Origin of the sequence: Mycobacterium sp. (assembly GCF_035314905.1) — a bacterium.
Classification (GTDB): Bacteria; Actinomycetota; Actinomycetes; order Mycobacteriales; family Mycobacteriaceae; genus Mycobacterium.
On record NZ_DATFYW010000160.1, the window covers coordinates 1 to 21,434 of the forward strand.

Sequence of the window (21,434 nt, forward strand, 5' to 3'; positions counted from 1 at the left end):
CCAGCCGCTGGAACGCGGTGACCAGTTCGCGGCTCAGCTCACTGGCGCCCAGCAGCATCACGGTGAACGGCGCCTCAGACTTTGGCGAATCCTCCGGCGTCTGCGTTTCTTCCGTCACAGACTCAGCCTGCCAGATCCGCCGGTCAGCCAAGTAGGACGTCGGTGTAGCACCTGCAGAGTTGCTGAGGTGCGTTGCGGAGGAACCTCCGATCGCGGGTTCGTCACACGTGGCCGGCGCGTACGTGCTCGAACAGCCCGGAGCGCGCCAGTATCAGGGCGCTGACTACCAGGACCCAGACCGGGAAGGCCAGCGTCACCCACATGCTCAGGTCACTGACGATCAAAATGGCAAGCGCGGCAACGTAACTGAGCGCAACGAGCCAGCGCGGCATCAACCCGGTCCGCAGCCAGATCGTCGCCAGCGAGATCATGAACACCGCCGCCATCCGGATCGCGTAGGTCTTGGAGGTTGACAGCACGACCATCTTGCCGAAGTCGACCACCTCGATGTGAGCGGCGGGGTCGGTTACGCCGGCGGCGATGGCGACCAGGCCGGCCGACACCGCCGTCGAAACGAACATCATCGCCAAGAACAGCAGGCCGCTGCCCATGAAAACCGTCGCGAAGAAACGGTCCTCATACCGGCCGAACCCGTCGCGGACCACGCCGATGAACCACAAGAACGCGATGCCGGCGAACGGCATCAGCACCGTCGCGGTGGTGATGCCGGTGTGGTTGGTTCGCAGCCACTCACCGGTGTCCTTCACGCCTTCAGGCATTCGCGCGCGGATCAGGATGATGGTGGCGCCGAACAACAGCGCGAACACCACCCCGGCCAGCGCAGCCGCGCGCGGCGTGCTGAGTTGGCGGAAGGTGGGTTGAGTGGGTGCGGTCACGGCGTCATGGTCCCACCTGCGCCGAGACTCAACCTGCTGCGGCGTAATTCGGCGTGTCGTCGCAGGGGTTTAGTGTCGCGGTCAACCGTTCAGGGCTGTCCGGGGAGGAGCCGCACCATCAGGCCGTTCGCTTCGGCGAGCACCGTACCCTCACCGTCGACCAGCTCCCCGGACACGAACACCTTGCGTCCTTCGGCGGAGTCGACGCGGCCGCGGATGGTCAGGGGCGCGTTGATCGGCGTGACCTTCCGGTAGTCCACGTGGAGAAAAGCGGTGCGGCTGATCGGCCGGCCGGCGGCATGCACAACCATCCCGAAGACGTGGTCGAACAACAGCGGCAGCACCCCTCCGTGGACCGCGTGGTTGCCCCCGACGTGGTAGCGACTGAAGTGGCCCTTCATCGCAACACCTCTTGGCGTGAACTCGGTCAACATCCACGGCGGAATCAGCAGGCTGCCCATGCCGGGCATCGTCGGCGCGCGGCCGGCCGGTGCGACACCTTCCGGCGCCTCGTACGGGTCAAGCAGGTCGACGAGATCCTCGACGCGCTGCGCGGCTTTTTCCCAGACGTCGTCCCCGGGCGCGGCCGACACCGCAAGGTCCTGCAGCCGCCGCATCGCGGCGACGAACCTGTGAAAGCCGGGCGCCGGTTCGGCGACGTCGTAATCGGGAAAGCCACCGTGCCTGCGGTAATCGGGGTCCAGCGCTTCTGGGCAGTCGTTGCTCACCGGCTGGCCGCCACGATATCGCGGCGCACGATGGTCTGGTCTCGGCCGGGCCCGACGCCGATGCACGAGACATGCGCTCCGGCAAGCTCTTCCAGCCGCAGCACGTAGTCGCGCGCCTTCGCGGGCAGGTCGTCGAACTCGCGGGCGCCCGAGATGTCTTCCCACCAGCCCGGCAGCTCTTCGTAGATCGGTTCGGCACGCGCGAAGTCGGTCTGCGTCATCGGCATCTCGTTCGTGCGCTTGCCGTCGATCCGGTACGCCACGCACACCGGCACGGTCTGCAGGCTGGACAGCACGTCGAGCTTGGTCAAGAAGTAGTCGGTGATCCCGTTCACCCGGGTGGCGTAGCGGGCGATGACCGCGTCGAACCAGCCGCAGCGACGCCGCCTGCCGGTGGTCACCCCGATCTCGCCACCGGTCTTGGCCAGGTATTCGCCGTGCTCGTCGAACAGTTCCGTCGGGAACGGGCCGGAACCGACCCGGGTGGTGTAGGCCTTCAGGATTCCCAGCACGGTGGAAAACCGCGTCGGCCCGATGCCCGAGCCCACCGCGGCGCCGCCGGCGGTCGGGTTGGACGACGTCACATACGGGTAGGTGCCGTGGTCGACGTCGAGCAGCGTGCCCTGCGAACCCTCGAGCAGCACCGTCTCCCGACGGTCCAGCGCTTGGTTGAGCAGCAGCCGGGTGTCGGCGATCCGGTGCGAGAAACCTTCCGCCTGGCTCAGCAGCGTGTCGACCACCTGCCTGGCGTCCAGCGCCTTGCGGTTGTAGATCTTGACCAGAACCTGGTTCTTGAAGTCCAGCGCAGCCTCGACCTTTTGGGCCAGCAGCGCGGGGTCGCGGACGTCGGCGACGCGGATCCCGATGCGGGCGATCTTGTCTTGGTAGCACGGGCCGATGCCCCGGCCGGTGGTGCCGATCTTCTTCGACCCCATGTAGCGCTCGGTGACCTTGTCGATCGCGACGTGGTAGGGCATCAGCAGGTGGGCGTCGGCGGAGATGACCAGCCTCGACGTGTCGACATCGCGCGCTTCGAGGCTGCTGAGCTCGTCGAGTAACACACCCGGGTCGACGACCACGCCGTTGCCGATGACGTTGGTGACACCGGGCGTGAGGATGCCCGACGGGATCAGGTGCAAGGCGAAGTTCTCGCTCGACGGCAGCACGACGGTGTGGCCGGCATTGTTGCCGCCCTGATACCGCACCACCCACTGCACGCGGCCACCGAGTAGATCGGTGGCCTTGCCCTTGCCTTCGTCGCCCCACTGGGCGCCGATGAGGACGATTGCCGGCATGGCGTATCTCCCGCTTATTCTGTGCAGCCGGTGACCTACCCTATCCGAGGTTTGCCCAGGAGTTTCGTTGACCGCCACCGATGTCGCCGTGCTTGTGTTCGGCGACCGCGTCGTCCCCCGGCCGCTGAAAGGCCTCGCGGTCCAGCATGTCGGCGGCACCGTCGACATCGACGACGCCGCGGGCCGATGGCGACGGCTGGTGGTGGTCGGGGACGACCGTGACCTGGCCGCGGTGCTCACCCGGTTGCTGCGCCTCGAAAGGCTCGACGTGGAAGTCGGTTTCGTGTCGCGGCGGCGCTCGCCCGCCACCCGGGCCTACCGGCTGACGACCGGCGGGCGCGCGGCGCGCCGGGCACGGGCGGGCACGGCGCGGCGGGTTCCGCTGATCCGCGACGACTCCGGCGCGGCGATCGCGGGCTCGGCGACGTGGCGCGGCGCCGGCGGCCCGCTGCACGGCGAAGCAGTCGTCGACGACACCACCCTGTTCCACGGCGACGTGGCGGCGGTGCGGGTGCAGCCCACCGGCGAGCATCCCGGCCTCCGCGCGGCGGTGCTGACGCCTGGGGGCCGGCCCCGCAGGTGGGTGGTGGGCCGGGCGGCGCAGCTGGGCACGACTGGCGCGCTCGTCGAGCGCGACGGCGTCACCGCACCGCGCCGGGTGGTCCGGTCGACGTTCTATCGACACATCCAGGGGTGGCTGCTGGCGCGGTGACGCCGACGTTCGGATTACATGATCGCAACGATTACCGCGTTCTCGCGCGCACGGCCGACGGCACCGCGAAGGATGAGCCCCCCGGGGCGACCCGGCCCGGTCAACGGATAGAGATCAACGTGCGGATCATCGTCACCGGCGGCAACAGCGGCGTCGGCAACGCGACCGCCGCGGCGCTGGCCACCGCCGGTCACAGCGTGCTGATTGCCTGCCGGAACCTCCCGAAGGCCGAGCGGGCGGCCGCCGAGATGACAGGCGACGTCGACGTGGGTCACTTCGATCTGGCCGACCTGGCCAGTGTGCGCACGTTCGCCGAGTCGGTCGAAACGGTTGACGTGCTGGTGAACAACGCCGGCGTGTTGGGTTTGCCGCTCACTCGTACCGCTGACGGCTTCGAGGCGCACATCGGCACCAACCACCTCGGCCACTTCGCGTTGACGTGCCTGCTCGGTGACAAGATCAAGGACCGGGTGATCTCGGTGGGCAGTGCGGTGTACGCCTTCGGCCGCATCCACCTCGACGACCTGAACTGGCGCAGCCGCGAGTACTCGAAGTGGGCGGCATACGCCGAATCCAAGCTGGCAACCATGCTCTTCGTCGAGGAGTTGGCCAGGCGGGGCGTCCGCGCGTACGTGGCAGATCCGGGTGGGGCGAACACCGACATCACCAGGGACTGCACCGGTTGGCTTCACTGGATGGGTGAGCATAGGCGGCTGCTGGGCTACCTCATCCAGAGCCCGCCGAGGGCAGCCCGGGGCAGCATCCTGGCAGTGACGAGGGACCTGCCGAGCGGAACCTGTCTCGCGCCGCGCTTCAGTCAGTGGGGCAGGCCCAAGCCCACCAGAACACGCCGCAAGGCCCGCGATCCGGTGATGGCCCGTCGGCTGTGGGAGCTGTCCGCGGAGCTGACGGGCTGCGACTGGCAGGGGCGAAGCCGACCCGGCGCGGCGTGCGAGCGCGGCGGCCAGCCGGACCGCGGTCCGAGCCGGTAGTTTCGTGGTGTGAGTATCCGGCCGTTGCGCCAGTCCTCGGTGCGCCCCAGCCCCGTCTTCCTGGCCATCGTCGCGATCACCGCCGTCGGCGGGGTGCTGGCCTGGCTGGCCGGCGCTTCCACGACTCCGCTGGCATACGTCGGGGTATTCGTGTTTGTCATCGCCGGCTGGCTGGTGTCGTTGTGCCTGCACGAGTTCGGGCACGCCTACACGGCGTGGCGGTACGGTGACCACGACGTGGCGATGCGCGGCTACCTCACGCTCAACCCGCTGCGCTACTCCAGCCCGCTGCTGTCGATCGGGTTGCCGCTGGTGTTCATCGCACTCGGCGGGATCGGGTTGCCGGGCGGCGCGGTATATGTGCGCACGTCGTGGATGACGCCGCGGCGGCGCACCATCGTGGCGCTCGCCGGCGCGGTCGCCAACATCGTGTTGGCGGTGGTGTTGCTGGCGCTGGTGCGCGTGCTTTACGACCCGGCCCACGCGGTGTTCTGGGCCGGCGTCACGTTCCTGGGCTTCCTGCAGGTGACCGCGGTGGTGCTGAACCTGCTGCCGATTCCCGGCCTGGACGGCTACGGGGCCCTCGAGCCGCACCTGAGCCCGGAGACCCAGCGGGCGCTCGAGCCCGCCAAGCAGTTCGGCTTCCTGATCCTGCTCGTCGTGCTGATCGCCCCGCCACTGAACCACTGGTTCTTCTCGATCGTCTTCTGGTTCTTCCACCTGGCCGGGGTCTCGAGCGAACTGGTGGGGTGGGGCAGCCAGCTCACCCGCTTCTGGTCCGTGTGGACGTGACCTTCGGCCCCTTGCCATATATGCGTCCTCACGCATAGATTGCCGGTATGGGTGCCGGTCATGACCACGGCCAGGCCGACGCACGCGCGTCCCGCATGGTCGTCGCCGCGGTGGTGCTGACCGGTTTCTTCGCCATCGAACTGGCGACCGCACTGCTGATCAACTCGATCGCGCTGTTGGCCGACGCCGGCCACATGTTGACCGACCTGGTTGCGTTGTTCATGGGTCTGACCGCGGTGATGCTGGCGCGCCGGGGCAGCACGTCGGCCGCCCGCACCTACGGCTGGCACCGTGCCGAGGTGTTCACGGCGGGCGGCAACGCGCTGCTGCTGCTCGGGGTGACCGTGTTCATCCTCCACGAGGCCTTCGAGCGGCTCGGCAACGCACCCGAGATCCCCGGCGTGCCGATGATCGTGGTCGCGCTGGCCGGGCTGGTCGCCAACGCGGTCGTGGTTCTGTTGCTGCGGTCGCAGTCCCAACAGAGCCTCGCCGTCAAGGGTGCCTACATGGAGGTGGTCGCCGACACCGTCGGCAGCATCGGGGTGCTGATCGCGGGCGTGGTGACCGTGACGACGCACTGGCCGTACGCCGACGTCGTCGTCGCGGTGCTGGTGGCGCTGTGGGTGCTGCCCCGGGCGGTCTCCCTGGCCCGCGTCGCGGCGCGGATCCTGTCCGAGTCGTCACCCACGCACATCGACGTCGACGAGCTGCGGTCGGCGTTGTGCGCGGTCGAGGGGGTCACCGACGTGCACGACCTGCACGTGTGGACGCTGGTTCCGGGCAAGGATGTGGCGACCGCGCACCTCACCAGCTGCGCCGACTCCGCCCGCGTGCTCGAGGACGCCCGCGCCGTGCTCGCCGCCAGGGGACTGGACCATGCGACCGTTCAGGTCGAGCGCCCGGAGAACGCCAACGACTGCCAGGGTGAGGCCGACTGGTGACCGGCTAGGTCAACCCCAGCTGGGCGCGGGCCGTCGGGTCGCAGTCGTCGAGCAGATCCAGGCAGCGGTTGTATTCGCCGGTCTCGCCGATCATGTCGGCCGCCCGGGCGAGCGCGGCCACGCACCGCAGAAAGCCCCGGTTGGGCTCGTGGTCGTAGGGCACCGGCCCGAAGCCCTTCCACCCGTTGCGTCGCAGCTTGTCGAGCCCACGGTGGTAGCCGGTGCGCGCGTATGCGTAGGCCGTGATCGCCTTGTCGTCGCCCAGTGCGTCCTCGGCCAGCTGAGCCCAGGCCGCCGACGCGGCGGGATGGGCGGCGGCCACGATGGCGGGGTTCTCATTGGCCCTCAGTTCTGCCTCGGCAGCGTCGTCGCCGGGCAGCCGGATCGGGTCGGGTCCCAGCAGGTCGCCGATCGGTGTCATGCGCCTATTGTGCCGTGGCAGGGCTCAGCGCCGAGAAGTGGATAAGCTTCCGCCAGAGCTCATCTTGTGAATCGTCGTCGCGACCAGAGGACACCAGCACGTATGTCGAAGCCATCGGGGCCCGACCATGACGCCACCGACCACGACGCCACCGACCATGACGCCACCGACCATGACGCCAGTGGGGCGGCCAAGGCACCGGTCGAGGAGGCGTCGAGCGCGGACCCGGTGACCGATGGCAAGCCCGCGGAGCCGGCGGAATCCGCGGAGAACACGGAGCCTGAGCCCACCGGGGAGGAGGCCGAGACCGAGGAGCTGGCCGTCAGCGACAGCGAGCCCACCGAGGTGTTTTCGAAGCCGTCGCCGCCGCGCGTCGACGTCGCGCCCAACCAGCGGCGTTACACCGCGCCGTCCAACTTTGACGCGGGCTCCACCGAGATCATGGACACCCCACCCGAACCCGCCACCGAGGTCTTTTCGGCGCCCACCGAACCCAACGCCGCCCTGGCGGGCCCGTTGCGTTCGGCGACGCCGCAGGCGATCCGGCCGCGGCCGGGCGCGGGCCGGACTGCGATGTACAGATACCGCAGCTGGGGCTGGGTGCTCGCGCTGATCCTGGTGATCGCGGCGCTGGCAGCCGTGGCGATCATGGGCACGGTATGGCTGACGCAGAAGGCCGCGCCCCCGATGTCGCAGGAGGACATGGTCCGCCTCACGATCCAGGACTTCGACGTCGCGGTGCAGAAGGGCGACCTCGCCGCGCTGCGCGGCATCACCTGCGGGACGACCCGCGACAACTACGTCAACTACGACGACAGGGCGTGGGCGGACACCCACGCGCGGGTGGCGGCGGCCGGGCAATATCCGGTCGTCGCCAGCATCGAGCAGGTGATCGTGAACGGCGACCATGCCGAGGCCAACGTCACCTCGTTCATGGCCTACGCCCCGCAGACGCGCTCGACCCGCAGCTTCGACCTGCAGCACACCGACGGGCAGTGGAAGATCTGCCAGGCGCCGGGTAGCTAGCCTGCGGAAACCGAGCGGCCCGCGCAGTGCAGGTCGTTGCAGGCCTCGACGACGCGCCGGCTCATGTTGGCCTCGGCCTTCTTCAAGTAGCTGCGTGGGTCGTATGCCTTCTTGTCGCCGACCTCGCCGTCGATCTTCAGAACGCCGTCGTAGTTGGTGAACATGTGCCCGGCGAGCGGGCGCGTGAATGCGTACTGCGTGTCGGTGTCGACGTTCATCTTCACGACGCCGTACTTCAGCGCCTCCTCGATCTCCGACTTCTCCGAACCCGAGCCGCCGTGGAACACGAAATCAAACGGCTTGCTTCCATCTGGGAGCCCAAGCTTTTCGGCGGCCACCTTCTGCCCCTCGGCCAGAATCTCCGGTCGCAGCTTGACGTTGCCGGGCTTGTAGACGCCGTGCACATTGCCGAACGTGGCGGCCAGCAGATACCTGCCGTGCTCGCCGGCGCCCAAGGCGTCGATCGTCTTCTCGAAATCCTCCGGCGTGGTGTAGAGCTTCTCGTTCATCTCGCCCACGACGCCGTCTTCTTCACCCCCGACGACGCCGATCTCGATCTCGAGGATGATCTTCGCCGCGGCCGCTTCCTTCAGCAACTCCGTCGCGATCGCGAGGTTCTCGTCGATCGGGATCGCCGAGCCATCCCACATATGCGACTGGAACAGCGGGTTCTTTCCCTCTGCCACCCGTTGCTGTGAGATCTTCAGCAGGGGCCGCACGTATTTGTCCAGCTTGTCCTTCGGGCAGTGGTCGGTGTGCAGCGCGACGGTGATCGGGTACTTGTCGGCGACGGCGTAAGCGAACTCGGCCAGCGCGACCGCGCCGGTCACCATGTCCTTGACGCCGAGGCCCGAGCCGAATTCGGCGCCTCCGGTGGAGAACTGGATGATGCCGTCGCTGCCCGCATCGGCGAAGCCCTTCAGTGCGGCGTTGATGGTCTCCGACGACGTGCAGTTGATGGCCGGGAACGCGAACGAGTGCTCCTTGGCGCGGCCCAGCATCTCGGCATAGACCTCGGGCGTGGCGATGGGCATTGGTGCTCCTCTCGGCTGGTCGCGGTGTCTTTCGCAGTATCTCAAACGGCACCGTTTCCCGTATGGCCAGCTTGCGCCGGTATCTTTGGGCGTCATGACCACGACCACCATGGCTCTGCCGAGCGTGATGGACCCGATGTACTGGATCGGCCCCGGCGGCGTATTCGCGGCTGCGGTGCTTCCCGGCATCCTGATCATCGTCTTCATCGAGACCGGGCTGCTGTTTCCGATCCTGCCCGGCGACACGCTGCTCTTCACGGGTGGGATGCTGGCCGCGGGCGGCACCCTGAACATCTGGACACTCGTGATCGCGGTGTCGCTCGCCGCGATCGCGGGTGATCAGACCGCGTATTTCATCGGCCGCCGGATCGGGCCCGCGCTGTTCAAGAAGGAAGATTCGCGCTTCTTCAAGAAGCATTACGTCACCGAGTCGCACGAGTTCTTCGAAAAGCACGGCCCGTTCACGATCATCCTCGCCCGGTTCGTACCGGTGGTGCGGACATTCACCCCGGTGATCGCGGGTGTTTCCAAGATGCGCTACCCGGTGTTCCTGGGGTTCGACATCGTCGGCGGGATCTTGTGGGGCGGCGGGGTGACGATGCTCGGCTACTTCCTGGGCAATGTGCCGTTGGTCAAATCTCACCTCGAATTGGTGATCCTGTCCATCGCATTTCTGTCGCTCCTGCCGGCGATCATCTCCGCCGCCCGAGCATTCCTCGAGCGGCGACGCACAAGCAATCCCGCACCCGAGCCGCAACCACTTCCCGAGCAGTCGGCCTGATCTTCCAGCTGGTGGCAGCACTGCCTCCGGCTAGCGAGACGCTCACTTCCGGCGTGTCCTTCCCGACCCGGTCGGCGACGAGAGGTGAGCCCGCGGTTCGCCGGACAGCGCGTCGAACAACTCGCGCAGCCCGGACAGTGAATGCGCGGACATGAACAGGTCGCACAACGGCAGGGCGGCCGCCATCGAGCCGGCGAGTGGTTTGAAGCCTTCTTGTGCTGCACGCGGATTCAGCCACACGACGAGCTCCGCCCGGCGCCGCACCCGGGTCAGCGCCCGCTCGAGGACCTCCGGGGGGTCGCTGTCCCAACCATCCGAGGCGATGATCACGACGGCGCCGCGCAACGCGTGGCCGTGCGGTGGGCCCAGCAGCGCGGCCACGGAGCGGCCCAGGTGCGTGCCGCCGTATCGGTCGGTCACCTTCGCATTGGCCCGGCTCAACGCGACCTCCGGCGAGCGGTGCGACAGCACAGGCGTCAACCGCGTCAGCGACGTCGAGAACGCGAACACTTCCGGGCGAATCCCTCCCCGCCGAAGCGCCGTCGCCCGCATGAGGTGCAGGTAGATCGCCGCGTATGGCTGCATCGAACGGCTGACGTCGCACACGAGCACGACCCGCCGCGTGCGTCGGCGGGGCCGGGTACGGGCCAGCACCATCGACTCCCAGCCGGTCGCGCGGGACGCGTTCATCGTGCGCCTCAGGTCGACCCGCTTGCCGTTCCGGTCCAACTCCCGCCGCATGCTCCGCCGGCGCGGCCAGCGGCCCATCGCCTTCTCAATCCACGACCCGAGAACGCGCAGATCATCGGTGTCGAACCGCTCGAACGGCTCATCGGCGCGGGCAACGATGCGGCTGGGCAAAAACGCGGGCACCGCGACGGCGCTGTCGTGTCCGCCTGCGGCCGTCACCGACTGCCGGGTCGTCCACGGCACGCCCCCGCCGTCGACGGCAGGCCCGTCATCGCCCCGCCCGCCGGGGGCTGCCGCGGGTTTCCGGGTTCGCCGCTGATGTCGTGCGTGCGGGTCCAAGCCGAGCACGGCGTCGGCGAACGTGGCGTCGAACAGCGCGTCGAAGGCGGCCAGGTCGTCGACCCGGTTTATCAACGTCAGCCGTGCGGCCCAGTAGAGCTCGGTGCGCGAACGCGGCACCAGTCGCCGCAGTGCGTCCACGAAAGCTGCTGGGCCACTGGCCGAGACGACGACCCCTGAAACCCGCAGCCGCGCCACCAGCGCCACGGCGAACGCCGCCAGGTCGACGCCGCGCAACAGCGCCGGCGAGTTCATCTGCTGCGGCGGCGGCGGCGAAGTAGTGCGAGCACCACCAGCAGCGCGAGGCCGACCAGCACCACAGGCGCGTACTTCTTCAACGCTCCGCCACCGGCCAGCTCGAGCAGGTCGATCGGCGCAGGCTCGGCAGCAGCGGTGGCCGCTGCCCGATCCGGTGCTTCCGCCGCCGCGGGCTGCGCCGATGCGGCCAGCTTGGCCTCGAGCGATTGAACGAATTCGCCGAGCAGCTTCTCGGACACCTGCTGCAGCATGCCGCTGCCGAACTGGGCCAGCTTGCCGACGATCTTCAAGTCGGTGTCGACGGTGACGCGGGTGCGGTCGCCGTCGGAATCCAGCTGAGTGGTCACGGTAGCGGCGGCATTGCCCGATCCGCGGGCCTCGCGTCCCCTGGCGTTGATGACGGCGCGGTGATGTTCTTGGTCTCGCTCGACGAAATTGGCCTTGCCGCTGAACTCGCTTGTCACCGGGCCGACCTTGACTTTCACCTTGCCGAGGTAGTCGTCGCCGTCACGGCCGGTCAGCTGCGCGCCGGGCATCAGCGGAACGACCTGCTCGAGGTCGGACAACACATCCCAGGCCTCGTCGATCGGGACGCTGATCGTGAACTCGTTGGCGATCTTCATCGGTTTCCTCTCATCCCGCGGCTCATCCCGCCGCCAGCCCCGCGCTGTACTCGGCGAACACGTCGCGGATCACGGTTCGGTCATCAGGCGTTTTCGCCAGCGCGCCGAGGCTGGCAAGCGCGTCCTCGGAGACCAGATCGCCCACTCCCAGTGCTACCAGGGCGGCGACCCAGTCAATGGTCTCGGCCACCCCGGGCGGCTTGTCGAGATCGAGAGCCCTTGTGCTGCTGACGAATTGGGTGGTGTGTTGGATCAGCGCTGCGGTGGCACCGGGCACTGTGCGGCGAACGATCGCGGCCGCGCGGGCCGGCTCCGGGTAGTCGATCCAGTGGTACAAACAGCGGCGCCGCAGCGCGTCGTGCAGGTCTCGGCTGCGGTTCGAGGTGAGTACCGCGATGGGCGGCTGTTCGGCGACGAACGTGCCGAGCTCCGGCACCGTCACCGCGGCTTCGCCGAGGAACTCGAGCAGCAGGGCCTCGAATTCGTCGTCGGCGCGGTCGATTTCGTCGATCAGCAGCACCGGTGGTGACGAACCGCGGTATCGCACGCACTGCAGGATGGGCCGGTCGACCAGGTACGTCTCGGTGTACAGGTCGGCTTCGTCGATCCCGGCCCCGCGGGCCTCGGCGAGCCGGATGGACAGCAGCTGCCGCTGATAGTTCCAGTCGTAGAGCGCCTCGCTGGCCGTGAGACCCTCGTAGCATTGCAACCGGATCAGCGGCGCGTCGAGCACCGCCGCCAGTGTCTTGGCCGCGGTCGTCTTGCCCACTCCGGGCTCACCTTCCAGCAACAACGGCCGCCCGAGCGTGACTGCCAGGTAGAACGCCGACGCGGTGCCGACGTCGAGAAGATAGTCGCGGGCGTCGAAGCGGCGGATCACATCGTCGACGTCGGCGAACCCGGGTGTCATCGTGGCACCGAAGCGAGCAGCCGACGGTAGTCGTCCCAGGTGTCGACGTCGGGCGGGACGGGTTCGCCGACCGGTATTTTACACACCGTTGATCGCCCCGACTCGATCAGCTTCCACACCCCCTTGTCGCCGTGCAGGTCGGCCAGTTCCCCGAACACGCTGCGGCTCAACCAGAACGGGTGCCCAAGCCCGTCGCTGTACCGGCACACCGAGATGGGCGCGGACATGCCTTCGACGATGAGGCGCTCGACGGTGTATGGCGCAACACCGGGCTGGTCGCCCAGCAGCAGCACGATGCCGAGCGCCCGGGGATTCACCCGCGGTAGAGCGCTTCGCAGCGACGACGAGCACCCGGAGCCGTAATCGTCGACGGTGACGACGTCGACATCGTCGAGTGGCACCGCGTCGAGCACCGCGGGCGCCACGCCGCCAAGCGTGACGATGATCTGATCGAACGGGCAGGCACGCGCGACGTCGACGCAGGCGCCGAGCACTGTGCTGTCGCCGAACGGCAGCAGCTGTTTCGGCGTGCCGAGACGACGAGAACTCCCTGCGGCCAGCACGACACCCGTGACCTGCAATGAGGTCATGCGTCGGCTTTCGCCGCCGTGAACGCCGCGCGGCACCCGGCGGAACAGAACCAGTGGTCGGCGCCGTCGACGCGAGCGTGCAAGGTCTGCGGGCCGACCGTCACCGTCATGCCGCACACCGGGTCCAACGCCTGCATCGGCGCGGTCTCCGACCACGGCCCGTCGACAAGACCGCCGAGCCTGATCTCCTTGATGATTTCAGCGACGACGGACACCGCGATCTCCGCGGGTGTCCTGGCGCCGATCGGCAGCCCGACCGGGGTGTGGATCCGGTTGCGCTCGTCGTCGCTCAATTCGAGCTCGTCGAGGACGGCGGCACCGCGCACCCTGCTGGCCACCAGGCCGATGTATCCGACGCGCGCGTCCAGCGCGGAGCGGATCAACTCGGCTTCCGGACCGCCGTGGGTCGCGATCACGACGGCCGTCACCCCCCCAGGCTCGCCGGAGCCGTCGCGACGCACGTCGTATCCGAGCACGGCACATACATCGGCGAGCTTCTCGGCGATCGGGGTGGAACCGCAGATTTGGATCAGCGGTGCCGGAACCTGTGGCGCGAGAAAGATTTCCAACGCTCCTCCTGACAGGCACGGGTTGACGACAACGGATGCGCCGGGCGCTTCGGGGAAGTGCACGTCGCCGTCGGGCAATACCCGCAGCAGCACGCTCTCGCCTGTCTGCAGCGCCCCCAGCGCCGCCTTGCGGACCGAGTTTTGCGCGCACTGCCCCCCGACGAATCCCTCGATCGTCCCGTCGGGGGAAAGAATCGCTTCGTCGCCGGGGTGTGCGGAAGTGGGCTGCTGCGCACGTACGACCGTCGCGTGGACGAACGGCTGCCGATCCCGCAGCAACTGCTCGGCACGTTCGCTGATCGTCATGCGCGCGCTCCTCCTGGATCGGGCCCCGCTTTAGATAGGCGGGGCGGCCCGCCCCTGCATCGCCTCCCACACCCGCGACGGCGTCAACGGCATGTCCGCGTGCCGAACGCCGAACGGCGCCAACGCATCCACCACCGCGTTGACCACGGCTGGCGGCGAGCCCACGGTGGCCGATTCCCCGATGCCCTTTGCGCCGATGGGATGGTGCGGCGACGGTGTCACCGTGTGGCCGGTCTCGAGGTGCGGCACCTCCAGTGCGGTGGGGATCAGGTAGTCCATCAACGAGCCGCCCAGGCAGTTGCCTTCCTCGTCGAACGCGATGATCTGCATCAACGCCATTCCGATGCCGTCGACGATGCCGCCGTGCACCTGGCCTTCGATGATCATCGGGTTGATCCGTGTGCCGCAGTCGTCGACGGCGAGGAACCTGCGCACCTTCACCACCGCGGTGCCCGGGTCGACGTCGACCACACAGAAGTACGCGCCGTACGGGTAGGTGAGGTTCTCCGGGTTGTAACAGACCTCGGCGTCCAAGCCGCCCTCGATGCCCTCGGGCAGATCGCCCGCGCCGTGGGCTCGCATCGCGATGTCCTGGATGGTCACCGACGCCGATGGATCGCCCTTGACGTGGAAAGAGCCCTTCTCCCATTCGAGGTCCGCGACCGACGCCTCCAGCATGCCCGACGCAATGATCTTGGCCTTGTCGCGGACCTTGCGCGCGACGAGCGCCGCGGCCGCACCCGACACCGGTGTCGACCTGCTGCCGTAGGTGCCCAACCCGAATGGGGTCTGGTCGGTGTCGCCGTGCACCACCTCGATGTCGTCGGGCGGAATGCCGAGCTCCTCGGCTACGATCTGTGCGAACGTGGTTTCGTGGCCCTGCCCCTGGGTCTGAACCGACAGCCGGACAACGGCTTTGCCGGTCGGATGCACCCGCAGCTCACAGGCGTCGGCCATCCCGAGGCCGAGGATGTCCATGTCCTTGCGCGGCCCGGCACCGACCGCCTCGGTGAAGAACGACATTCCGATGCCCATCAGCTCGCCGCGCTCGCGCCGCGCCTTCTGCTCTGCGCGCAGTGCGTCGTAGCCGATCATCTCCATGGCCTTGCGCATGGTGGTCTCGTAGTCACCTGAGTCGTATACCCAGCCGGTCTTCGTTTGGTACGGAAACTGGTCCGGCCGCAAAAGGTTTCGCAGGCGCAGCTCGGCAGGGTCCATCTTCAGCTCGTAGGCCAGGCAGTCCACCAGCCGCTCGACGAAGTACACCGCTTCGGTGATTCGGAACGAGCAGGCGTATGCGACGCCACCGGGAGCTTTGTTGGTGTACACCGCCGTCATGTGGCAGTACGCAGCCTCCAGGTCGTAGCTGCCGGTGAACACGCCGAAGAACCCGGCGGGGTACTTCATCGGCGCGGCTTGGCCGTTGAACGCACCGTGGTCGGCGAGCACATTCGACCTGATCGCCAGGATCTTGCCATCGTTGGTGGCCGCGATCTCCCCGACCATGATGTAGTCGCGGGCGAAGCTGGTGCTGGTCAGGTTCTCGCTGCGGTCCTCCATCCACTTCACCGGCTTGCCGAGCAGCAGTGAACCGACGATGGCGCAGACATAGCCGGGGTAGATCGGCACCTTGTTGCCGAACCCGCCGCCGATATCGGGAGAGATGACCCGGATCTTGTGCTCGGGCAGGCCGGCGACCAGCGCGTAGAGCGTGCGGTGCGCGTGCGGTGCCTGCGAGGTGGTCCACAATGTCAGCTTCCCGCTGACCGGGTCGAGGTCAGCGACCGCACCGCACGTCTCCATCGGCGCGGGATGCACCCGGGGATAGATGATTTCCTGCTTGACTACAACGTCGGCCTTGGCGAACACGGAGTCGGTCGCGGCCGCATCGCCGGTCTCCCAGTCGAAGATGTGGTTGTCGGTCTTGCCCTCCAGGTCGCTGCGGATCACCGCGGTGCCCGGGTCGAGCGCACGGCGGGCGTCGATGACGGGGTCCAGCGGGTCGTATTCCACGTCGATCAGTTCCAGCGCGTCACGCGCGGCGTAGCGGTCCTCGGCGACGACGAACGCCACCTCCTGCCCCTGGAAGCGGACCTTGTCGGTGGCCAGCACCGCTTGGACGTCGTTCGACAGCGTCGGCATCCATGCCAGCCCTTTCTCGGCCAGATCGGCACCGGTGACGACCGCCTTGACCTTCGGATGCGCCTGCGCCGCGGTGGCGTCGATGTTGACGATGCGGGCGTGCGCGAACGGCGATCGCAGAATCGCCAGGTGCAGCATGCCGGGCAGCACCACATCGTCGACGTAGTTGCCGCGTCCGCGAATGAAACGGGGATCCTCCTTGCGGAGCATCCTGCCGTGTCCGCACGGCTTCTGGTCGTTGTCGGCGGTGTCTTCCGGCCGTGTTACCGGTTCTTCCAGGGTGGTCATGCGTTGCTCCCGGCTTCGATCAGGGGTTCGGCGGCGTCGCCACGGCCGTTCTTCGCAGCCCACTGGATCGACCGCACGATTGTGGTGTAGCCGGTGCAGCGGCAGATCTGTCCCGAGATGGCCTCTCGGATCGTCTCCTCGTCGGGGTCGGGAATCCGGTCGAGCAGTGCGCGGGCGGTCATCATCATGCCGGGCGTGCAGAAGCCGCACTGCAGCCCGTGACAGCGCATGAAGCCTTCCTGCACTGGGTCGAGCTTGCCGTTCACCTCGAGGCCCTCGACCGTGCGGACGCTGTGCCCGCTGGCCATGGCGGCCAGCATCGTGCATGACTTCACCGGTTCTCCGTCGACCGAAACCACGCAGGTCCCGCAGTTGCTGGTGTCGCAGCCCCAGTGAGTACCGGTCAGCCGCAGGTGATCCCGGAGAAAATGCACCAGCAGCGTCCGTGGCTCGACCTCGGCGGTCACTGATTCGCCGTTGACGGTCATGTTCACCTGCATGGTCAGGACCTTTCTCCGCGCGCACGGGCGGCCGCCGTGTGCAGCGTCCGCTTGGTCAGTTCGTCGGCGAGGTGCCGCTTGTAGTCCGCGCTGCCGCGCATGTCGTTCGCCGGCTCACATGCGGTCGCGGTCCGGCGGCCGGCCGCGGCGAACACCTCCTCGGTGGCGGGCTGGCCGACCAGAGCGTCGGAAACGTCGGCAAGTCCGGTGGCGTCGGCGTTGACGGCAGTCAGGCCGACTCGGGCGGCGGTGATGGTGTCACCGTCGAGTGTCACGGTGGCGCCGGCGGCGGCAACTGCCCAGTCGCCCACCCGGCGTTCAACTTTCGCGTAGGCGCTGGAGCTTCTCGGCCGCAGGGGGATCCGGATTTCGACCAGCATCTCATTGTGCGCCAACGACGTTTCGTACGGTCCGGCCAGGAAGTCGTCGATCGGAACTTCCCGTGGACCCGACGGGCCGCGTGCCAGGCACACCGCGCCCAGGACTGTACACACCGTGGTCAGGTCTTCGGCGGGATCCGCCTGGCACAGTGAGCCGCCGACCGTGCCGCGGTTGCGCACGACCGGGTCGGCGATCACCTTCTCGGCGTCGCGGAAGATCGGGCACACCGCGGCCAGGTCATCGGAGTCGAGCACCTCACGGTGGCGGGTCATCGCCCCGACCCGCACCACGGTCGGGTCGACGATGATGTAGCCGAGCTCCTGCGCCAGGTCGTTGATGTCGATCAGATACTCGGGGTTGGCGATGCGCAGCTTCATCATCGGCAACAGGCTGTGCCCGCCGGCCACGATCAGCGCCCCCTCCCCCAATCTGTCGAGCAGTCCGATGGCGTGGTCCACGCTCGTCGCGCGTTCGTATTCGAAGGGTCCGGGTACCTGCATTGGCCGACCTCACTCCCGGGATGGGGAAGTCCAGTGTCGACCGCACCGACACCCCCGTCAACGGTGGGTTAAGTGATTACTTAACTGGCATGCCGGGGCCGTCTCGCAACCTCGGATTGGCGCCGCGCCGGGCCGCCGGGCCACCAGCCGGGATATCGTCGCATCGCCGGGCTTGATGCGTTCGTTAGGGGACTCGCGATGACGAAGTCGCGGCCGGCGCCAGACTCGCAACACCCCGCCGCACCGCCGGCGGGGCCCCGCGACGGCGTCGCGAAGGCGCTTGTCGCCGCAGCGGTTCTTCCGGCGATCGCTCTCCTACTGGCCGGATTGGGGCTGCTGATTCATCGGGACGGGCCTCCGCATCTCACGATCGGAACCAAACCGCCGCCCCTGTCAAGCACGTCCATGGACGATTGGACCCGATCAGTGTGCCAACCTGGGTCTTTCCAGGACGGGGTCATCGGCGGTGGCCTTCCGGGCGCAACCGGTACCGGGCATTGCACTGCCGAGAAGAACGCCGACCTGATCATGCTGGGCACCTACCCTGGCCGGCGATTGTTGGACAGCGACATCGCGCAATACCGGGGTGCGGTTTATGCGACGATTCGCCTGACCTCCGGAGAGATCTTCGCGTTCGTCGCGCCCCTCCCAGACGACAGGTCGGTGCTTGATCCATTGACCAGGCACGGATTCACCCTCCACGGGAGGTGACGCGTGGGACCTTCTGCTGTTCCCCTGGGGACCTTTGGCCCCTCTGCCGCGAGTGCGGCGTCCGTAACGTTCAGATGGCGGCGGGCAGGATAGGTTGCATCTGGTCCACCGTGAGGCGACAACTGGATGCAACTGCGACGTTAAGAAGCAGCGTTCGGTCCTGCGTCGCCGTCCCCCTTCCCCGCCGGGCGGTATCGACGGCGTGCCCCCTAGGCTCGGTCCCGTGACACCGGCGCAGCTCCGTGCCTATTCGGCGGTGGTGCGGCTGGGTTCGGTCCATGCAGCGGCCGAGGAGCTGGGCATGTCCGACGCCGGGGTTTCCATGCACGTCGCTCAGCTGCGCAAGGAGCTTGACGATCAGTTGTTCAGCAGGACCGCGTCCGGGCTCGCGTTCACGCCGGGCGGACTCCGGCTGGCCAGCAGGGCGATCGAGATCTTGGGCCTGCAACAACAGACCGCCATAGAGGTCACCGAGGCGGCCCGCGGCCGCAGGCTTCTGCGCATCGCCGCGTCGAGTGGGTTCGCCGAGCACGCCGCGCCCGGGTTGATCGAGCTGTTCTCGTCGCGGGCCGACGATTTGTCGGTCGAGTTGAGCGTGCACCCGACGAGCCAGTTCAAGAACCTGATCAGCTCGCGCGCGGTCGACATCGCGCTCGGACCGGCGTACCGGGAACCGACCGATGCCGACGGCTCGATTGTGGTGCGGCCGTTCCTCAAGTATCAGGTGATCGCCGTGGCGTCGCCGGGCAGCCCACCGGCCGGTGCGGCGCCGACGACCGCGATGCTGCGCGAGCAGTACTGGATGTTGGGACCGTCGGCCGGCAGCGTCGACGGCGAGATCGCCGGGATGCTCCGTGCGTTGGCGATTCCCGAAGCGCAGCAACGGATCTTCCAGAGCGATGCAGCGGCTCTGGAGGAGGTGCGGAGGGTCGGCGGCGTCACGCTGACCATCGGGTTCTCGGTCGCCAAGGACCTGGCCGCCGGGCGCCTGGTCCAGGTGAAGGGCCCGGGTCTTCAGATGTCGGGCGAATGGTGTGCCTCGACGCTTCCCCCGGCCGCCCGTCAGCCCGCGGTGTCGGAACTAGTGCGGTTCATCACGACCCCTCGGTGCACGCAGGCGATGATCCGCGGCACCGGCGTGGGTGTGACCCGGTTCCGGCCCAAGGTGCACGTCACGTTGTGGAGCTGACGTCGCCGCTCTCTTCGAGCGCACGGATCAGGGTTGCTGCGTCGAACGGGCCCTTGTGGCGCTTGCCGCCGATGAAGAACGTGGGCGTCGAATTGAGGTCCATCACCTCGGCGTCCTGCGCGTCGTCTTCTACCCGGTGGCGCACGCTCGACGAATGCACGTCGTCGTTGAATTGTTCGAGGTCGAGCCCGGTGTCGTTGGCGTAGCGGTAGACATCCTCCCAGCCGAGGTTGTCCTGGTTCTCGAACATCACCTGGCCGAGATCGAAGAACCGGCCCTGCAGGCCCGCGGCCTCGGCGGCGCGTGCGGCATCCATCGCGTGGGGGTGCACCCGTTCCAGCGGCAGGTGGCGCCAGACGTAGCGCAACTGGTCGCCCAGGCGCGCACGGACCTCGTCGATCGATCCCGTCGCGCGGCTGCAGAACGGGCATTCGAAGTCGCCGTATTCCACCAGGGTCAGCGGAGCGTCGGGCCTCCCGCGGATGTGGTCGCGCTCGGGGTCGACGGGCCGCACCAAGAATGCGCCGACGGGTTTCGGCGGACTGAGCCAGTCGGTGACCCGGAAGATGGCCCAGCCGAGCACGAACGACACCGCGGACGCGACCAGCACGCCGACGCGCGCCTGGTCTTGCCTCGCAGGATCGGCGATCGCCAGGTCGACGATGAAAAGTGCGATGGTGAAGCCGATTCCGCACAACGCCGCACCACCGGCGACGCGTCGCAACGTCAGCCCGGGCGAGAGCCGCCCGATGCGGGTGTAGTGGACGAGAGCGGTGGCCCCGGTGATCCCGACGAATTTGCCGACGACCAACCCGGTCACGATGCCCAACGTCAACGGTGAGCGCAATGCCGCGGAGACGGTTTCGCGGTCCAGCCGCACACCGGCGTTGGCCAGCGCGAACACCGGCAGCACGGCGATTGACACGTACGGCGCGAACGCTGTCTGCAGTCGCTCGTTGATCGACAGCGCATCGCGCAGGCTGCGGGCCGCGGCGCGGGCGTAGTCCGAATTCGGGGACTGACGAAACGCCCGGATCAGGTCCACCACCTGCTCGACCCGCCGCCGCTCGGGAGTGAACGCCGGGATCGCAAGGGCGACGGCGACACCCGCGAGAGTTGGGTGCACGCCACCGAACTGCAGCGTCAACCACAGGCCAACCGCCAGCAACGCGTACGCGGGGCCTCGGGCGGCAGGCAGATAGCGGACCAGCACCAGCAGGATGATCAGCGCGAGCGCGACGAGCAGCGGAGCGATCCGAACCTCTTTGGCGTAGAAGAGCGCGATCACGAGCAGCGCACCGACGTCGTCGACGATCGCCAGCGTCGTCAGGAACGTCCGCAGCCGTAACGGGTACTTCGGCGCGATCACCGCCAGCGCGCCGAGCACGAAGGCGGTGTCGGTGGAAATCACAACGCCCCACGCACGGGCGTTGTCGCCGGCGTGGTTGAACGCCAGGAAGATCACCGCCGGCAGCGTCAACCCGGCCACCGCGGCGACAACGGGAACGACCGCGCGCGCCCGGTCGGTGAGCTCACCGATCGTGAACTGGGCCTTGACCTCCAGCCCGACCGTGAAGAAGAAGAACGCCATCAGCGCGTCGTTGACGAGCTGGCGCAGCGTCAACTCGGCGTGCGCACCGCCGAACCTCAGCCCGACCGCAGTGTTCCAGAACACCGAATACGTGCTCGCCCACGGGGAATTGGCCCAGATGACCGCGGCAAGAGCGAACGCCAACAGCATCGCCGCGGCGGCCTTCTCACGTGAAGTGGAGGCGAGGCGATCGCGACTGAGCCGGGCGGGGAGCAGGCGGATCGTCACT

Annotated in this window: 22 protein-coding genes; 8 read left to right on the forward strand and 14 right to left on the reverse strand. The window is 68.0% G+C overall.

The annotated features are described in order from the left end of the window. Nucleotides 1-221: 221 nt before the first annotated feature. The 3 genes from VKG81_RS13755 to VKG81_RS13765 all read right to left on the reverse strand — a co-directional run bounded on the left by VKG81_RS13755 (nt 222) and on the right by VKG81_RS13765 (nt 2,919). On the reverse strand, nt 222-896 hold the full coding sequence (locus VKG81_RS13755) for a hypothetical protein (protein WP_324396775.1): 675 nt from the start codon (nt 894-896) through the stop codon (nt 222-224). Nucleotides 897-985: 89 nt separating this feature from the next. After that, nucleotides 986-1,624, reverse strand: coding sequence for a PaaI family thioesterase (locus VKG81_RS13760; protein WP_324396777.1), 639 nt, complete (start codon nt 1,622-1,624; stop codon nt 986-988). Next, nucleotides 1,621-2,919 carry an adenylosuccinate synthase gene (locus VKG81_RS13765; protein WP_324396779.1) on the reverse strand — a complete coding sequence of 433 codons (1,299 nt, stop codon included), beginning with the start codon at nt 2,917-2,919 and terminating at the stop codon, nt 1,621-1,623. Before VKG81_RS13765 ends, VKG81_RS13760 begins: the two co-directional genes overlap by 4 nt. A 67-nt stretch (nt 2,920-2,986) precedes the next feature. On the opposite strand from VKG81_RS13765, the gene VKG81_RS13770 reads away from it, so the two are divergent. The 4 genes from VKG81_RS13770 to VKG81_RS13785 all read left to right on the forward strand — a co-directional run bounded on the left by VKG81_RS13770 (nt 2,987) and on the right by VKG81_RS13785 (nt 6,356). Beyond that, nucleotides 2,987-3,631, forward strand: coding sequence for a peptidase M50 (locus VKG81_RS13770; RefSeq protein WP_324396780.1), 645 nt, complete (start codon nt 2,987-2,989; stop codon nt 3,629-3,631). A 119-nt stretch (nt 3,632-3,750) separates the two neighbouring features. Then, entirely contained in the window at nt 3,751-4,623 is an 873-nt protein-coding gene (locus VKG81_RS13775; RefSeq protein ID WP_324396841.1) for an SDR family NAD(P)-dependent oxidoreductase, read from the forward strand. Nucleotides 4,624-4,632: 9 nt separating this feature from the next. Continuing rightward, nucleotides 4,633-5,415 (forward strand): site-2 protease family protein, encoded by a 783-nt coding sequence (locus VKG81_RS13780; RefSeq protein ID WP_324396782.1) that lies wholly within the window; start codon nt 4,633-4,635, stop codon nt 5,413-5,415. Between the two features lie 47 nt (nt 5,416-5,462). Then, nucleotides 5,463-6,356, forward strand: a complete 894-nt coding sequence (locus tag VKG81_RS13785) for a cation diffusion facilitator family transporter (protein ID WP_324396784.1) — start codon at nt 5,463-5,465, stop codon at nt 6,354-6,356. Between the two features lie 4 nt (nt 6,357-6,360). Here the strand turns inward: VKG81_RS13785 and VKG81_RS13790 are convergent, their stop codons facing one another. Further along, nucleotides 6,361-6,777: a DUF3151 domain-containing protein gene (locus VKG81_RS13790; protein WP_324396786.1), complete on the reverse strand. Its 417-nt coding sequence runs from the start codon at nt 6,775-6,777 to the stop codon at nt 6,361-6,363. A 102-nt stretch (nt 6,778-6,879) separates the two neighbouring features. On the opposite strand from VKG81_RS13790, the gene VKG81_RS13795 reads away from it, so the two are divergent. Next, nucleotides 6,880-7,803, forward strand: a complete 924-nt coding sequence (locus tag VKG81_RS13795; protein ID WP_324396788.1) for a DUF4878 domain-containing protein — start codon at nt 6,880-6,882, stop codon at nt 7,801-7,803. Here VKG81_RS13795 and fbaA read toward each other — a convergent pair. Next, the gene (gene fbaA, locus VKG81_RS13800; RefSeq protein ID WP_324396790.1) at nt 7,800-8,837 is read right to left on the reverse strand and encodes a class II fructose-bisphosphate aldolase; all 1,038 of its coding nucleotides are present in this window, start codon (nt 8,835-8,837) and stop codon (nt 7,800-7,802) included. The two genes, VKG81_RS13795 and fbaA, sit on opposite strands and share 4 nt — an antisense overlap. Nucleotides 8,838-8,931: 94 nt before the next feature. Here fbaA and VKG81_RS13805 point away from each other — a divergent pair, with 94 nt between their 5' ends. Beyond that, nucleotides 8,932-9,618, forward strand: coding sequence for a DedA family protein (locus VKG81_RS13805; protein ID WP_324396792.1), 687 nt, complete (start codon nt 8,932-8,934; stop codon nt 9,616-9,618). A 42-nt stretch (nt 9,619-9,660) separates the two neighbouring features. On the opposite strand, the gene VKG81_RS13810 is transcribed toward VKG81_RS13805, so the two are convergent. The 8 genes from VKG81_RS13810 to VKG81_RS13845 are packed head-to-tail and all read right to left on the reverse strand — an operon-like array spanning nt 9,661 to nt 17,714. Next, a complete protein-coding gene (locus tag VKG81_RS13810; protein ID WP_324396794.1) occupies nt 9,661-10,902 on the reverse strand; it encodes a vWA domain-containing protein in 1,242 nt (413 codons plus the stop codon). Beyond that, nucleotides 10,899-11,528, reverse strand: a complete 630-nt coding sequence (locus tag VKG81_RS13815; RefSeq protein WP_324396796.1) for an SRPBCC family protein — start codon at nt 11,526-11,528, stop codon at nt 10,899-10,901. Before VKG81_RS13815 ends, VKG81_RS13810 begins: the two co-directional genes overlap by 4 nt. Before the next feature lie 22 nt (nt 11,529-11,550). Then, nucleotides 11,551-12,438 carry a MoxR family ATPase gene (locus tag VKG81_RS13820; protein WP_324396798.1) on the reverse strand — a complete coding sequence of 296 codons (888 nt, stop codon included), beginning with the start codon at nt 12,436-12,438 and terminating at the stop codon, nt 11,551-11,553. Beyond that, nucleotides 12,435-13,028 (reverse strand): nucleotidyltransferase family protein, encoded by a 594-nt coding sequence (locus VKG81_RS13825; protein WP_324396800.1) that lies wholly within the window; start codon nt 13,026-13,028, stop codon nt 12,435-12,437. Before VKG81_RS13825 ends, VKG81_RS13820 begins: the two co-directional genes overlap by 4 nt. Continuing rightward, nucleotides 13,025-13,903 (reverse strand): XdhC family protein, encoded by an 879-nt coding sequence (locus VKG81_RS13830; RefSeq protein WP_324396802.1) that lies wholly within the window; start codon nt 13,901-13,903, stop codon nt 13,025-13,027. Before VKG81_RS13830 ends, VKG81_RS13825 begins: the two co-directional genes overlap by 4 nt. Before the next feature lie 30 nt (nt 13,904-13,933). Further along, nucleotides 13,934-16,333, reverse strand: coding sequence for an aerobic carbon-monoxide dehydrogenase large subunit (locus tag VKG81_RS13835; RefSeq protein ID WP_324396804.1), 2,400 nt, complete (start codon nt 16,331-16,333; stop codon nt 13,934-13,936). Next, nucleotides 16,330-16,833 (reverse strand): (2Fe-2S)-binding protein, encoded by a 504-nt coding sequence (locus VKG81_RS13840; RefSeq protein ID WP_324396806.1) that lies wholly within the window; start codon nt 16,831-16,833, stop codon nt 16,330-16,332. The genes VKG81_RS13835 and VKG81_RS13840 overlap by 4 nt, the downstream gene beginning before the upstream one ends. 2 nt (nt 16,834-16,835) lie before the next feature. Continuing rightward, nucleotides 16,836-17,714, reverse strand: a complete 879-nt coding sequence (locus VKG81_RS13845) for a xanthine dehydrogenase family protein subunit M (protein WP_324396808.1) — start codon at nt 17,712-17,714, stop codon at nt 16,836-16,838. Between the two features lie 405 nt (nt 17,715-18,119). On the opposite strand from VKG81_RS13845, the gene VKG81_RS13850 reads away from it, so the two are divergent. After that, nucleotides 18,120-18,425 carry a hypothetical protein gene (locus tag VKG81_RS13850; protein WP_324396810.1) on the forward strand — a complete coding sequence of 102 codons (306 nt, stop codon included), beginning with the start codon at nt 18,120-18,122 and terminating at the stop codon, nt 18,423-18,425. Nucleotides 18,426-18,648: 223 nt separating this feature from the next. Next, nucleotides 18,649-19,614: a LysR family transcriptional regulator gene (locus VKG81_RS13855; RefSeq protein ID WP_324396812.1), complete on the forward strand. Its 966-nt coding sequence runs from the start codon at nt 18,649-18,651 to the stop codon at nt 19,612-19,614. Here VKG81_RS13855 and nhaA read toward each other — a convergent pair. Continuing rightward, complete coding sequence (gene nhaA, locus VKG81_RS13860) at nt 19,598-21,433, reverse strand: Na+/H+ antiporter NhaA (protein ID WP_324396814.1); 1,836 nt, start codon at nt 21,431-21,433, stop codon at nt 19,598-19,600. The genes VKG81_RS13855 and nhaA overlap by 17 nt on opposite strands. Nucleotide 21,434: the final 1 nt, after the last annotated feature.